This window comes from Hyphomonas sp. UBA3601 (genome assembly GCF_002375605.1).
Taxonomy (GTDB): domain Bacteria; phylum Pseudomonadota; class Alphaproteobacteria; order Caulobacterales; family Hyphomonadaceae; genus Hyphomonas.
This window is the reverse complement of the sequence record NZ_DFME01000133.1, coordinates 2,055-3,621: the sequence shown is the minus strand read 5'-3', so window position 1 is coordinate 3,621 and position 1,567 is coordinate 2,055. Positions and strand designations below refer to the sequence as shown.

Genomic DNA, 1,567 nt, shown 5'->3' with positions numbered 1-1,567 from the left:
CCCATATCGATATTCAACAAATAACAGAGCCTTGAAATTGCTCGTATTTATCTTTTTTCGATAAAAACTTATTGATTTTCGATAATTTCCAACCTAGATTGTTTGTGTCGGCGGCGGGATGGTCTCGCCAAGGACAGTCAAAAAACAACTAGAAGGAATTGAAAATCATGATCCCCCGCGCTCGTCATACCGACATCGCCGCTCCCGCCAAGAATGACGTGATGGCCCTCTCCATCATGACCGGAGAGGCAACTCACCGGACCCGGCCGGCCAATGATGTCAAAGCGGAGGATCGTCAGAATCTTCTGGTTCGCCGCCGCCGCCGCTTCGCCCGCCGCGAAGCACACTAAGCCCGCCAGCCGGTGCCGCGACAATCGGTTCCCCTGCCGATCGTGGCGCCGGCCTCCCCCCGCCCCCACACTCACAAGCCAAGAAGGATAATTTCACCATGATCCGCTCAATCACAGCCATCGCCATTGCCGCTTCCATCGCCACCGCACCGGCCTTTGCCGCATCCGATGACTTCCAGATGGAAGTCGACCTGAACCGCACTCAGCTGGAAACCATTGAAGGCGCCACCACGGAATACAAGCGCATCCGCCAGGATGTTCACCAGCGCTGCACTGCCGAACATGACGCATTTCGCTTCGCGAAAGGCTATGTGGTCGAAAAGTGCGAACGCTCGATGATGAAAAAGGTCGTCGCCTTCGTGGATGACGCGACCTTCACCAAGGTTCACTACGCATCCAACTAATCTTCTTCGGCTCTGGCGGGCCTCCTGCCTCTCCAAACACACGCCCGCCCGGTCCGGATCCTTGCCCTGCTCTCACCAGCAGGGCATTTTCTTGTCAGGAATTCGCGTCGGCTTCCCGGAAGTCCTTTGCCCGCAGCACCTGCGCAAGTCGGAAATGGGCAGGCACAAACCCCTCATCCTCATCACTCTCGAACAAGGCACAGCAACTGGTTGGGAATTTTTCGATTAACCGGATCGATTCCTGATGGTCCTGGCTTCCGGCTTCGCGAAGAATTTCCATCGAGAAGTCATGCAGGCCCGGATTGTGACCGATGATCATGAGCGTACCGGCACCATCATTATGCCGCACAGCTTCGGTCAAGCCGCGCACACCCGACAAATAGAGAGACTCCATCGGGCGTACTTTCTCGCCCTCCACAACCCTGGCAACTTCAGAACAGGTTTCGCGGGCGCGGCGGGCGCTGGATACCAAAATCCGCTCCGGACACCATCCCATCGCGACCAGTTCCTCGGCCATGCGCTGCGCGTCCTCCTTGCCTCTTGCCGTCAGAGCGCGGCTGAAATCGTCTACCCCTTCGCCCCAAGGCTCCGTCTTGGCGTGTCGCATCAGGATCAGGCGCTTCATTCCAATTCCTTCTTCCCGGATCGGGCATTAGAAAAACTTATCGACAGCTTCAGGTGCCGCGCATTGGATTGCTTCTTCTTAGGCACCATTTTCTGGTCAGAAATCAAGAGACAGGAGTATGGTAATATGAGCCTTCTGATTGGCGACGTCGCCCCAGATTTTGAAGCCGAGACAACAGAAGGCCGCAT

Annotated in this window: 3 protein-coding genes; 2 read left to right on the top strand and 1 reads right to left on the bottom strand. The window is 56.0% G+C overall.

Annotation, left to right across the window (positions count from 1 at the left end):
• Positions 1-158: 158 nt before the first annotated feature.
• Complete coding sequence (locus B4F73_RS15225) at positions 159-350, top strand: hypothetical protein (RefSeq protein WP_290483690.1); 192 nt, start codon at positions 159-161, stop codon at positions 348-350.
• 98 nt (positions 351-448) lie between these two features.
• On the top strand, positions 449-754 hold the full coding sequence (locus B4F73_RS15220; RefSeq protein WP_290483689.1) for a UrcA family protein: 306 nt from the start codon (positions 449-451) through the stop codon (positions 752-754).
• A gap of 94 nt (positions 755-848) precedes the next feature.
• Here B4F73_RS15220 and B4F73_RS15215 read toward each other — a convergent pair whose 3' ends face one another.
• Positions 849-1,379, bottom strand: coding sequence for a SixA phosphatase family protein (locus tag B4F73_RS15215; RefSeq protein WP_290483688.1), 531 nt, complete (start codon positions 1,377-1,379; stop codon positions 849-851).
• Positions 1,380-1,567 lie beyond the last annotated feature (188 nt).

What these genes read in the sequence shown, in the direction of transcription:
- B4F73_RS15215 (WP_290483688.1), bottom strand. Translation starts at nt 1,379, where the DNA reads ATGAAGCGCCTGATCCTGATGCGACACGCCAAGACGGAGCCTTGGGGC.
- B4F73_RS15220 (WP_290483689.1), top strand. Translation starts at nt 449, where the DNA reads ATGATCCGCTCAATCACAGCCATCGCCATTGCCGCTTCCATCGCCACC.